Annotated in this window: 1 protein-coding gene; it reads left to right on the top strand. The window is 53.6% G+C overall.

What is annotated here, in order from left to right:
- The coding region (locus SB822_RS59550) for a hypothetical protein (RefSeq protein WP_410859433.1) at window positions 1-239 on the top strand (239 nt) is incomplete at its 5' end.
- Window positions 240-248: the final 9 nt, after the last annotated feature.

Genomic DNA, 248 nt, shown 5'->3' with positions numbered 1-248 from the left:
CGCATATCAAGGTCGACAGCACCTATCTGAAGCTTGCGCAGGGTGATTATCGTCTTGAGCCTCTCACGAATGGTCACACACGTCTCACGCTGACGACCCATTATCAAATCGCCACGCCGATCGATTTTTACTGTGACCTGTGGGGCAAACTGTTCCTCAATGACTTCCACGGCGTTGTTTTGAAGGTCATTCGTGACCGCTCGGAGAAGATCGCGTATGGCGCGGGCGGGATCACTTGACGGATTGGC

The organism is Paraburkholderia sp. SIMBA_054 (assembly GCF_046534875.1).
GTDB lineage: Bacteria > Pseudomonadota > Gammaproteobacteria > Burkholderiales > Burkholderiaceae > Paraburkholderia > Paraburkholderia hospita.
Note: the sequence above shows the minus strand (reverse complement) of the source record. Positions and strands in the feature narration are given on the sequence as shown.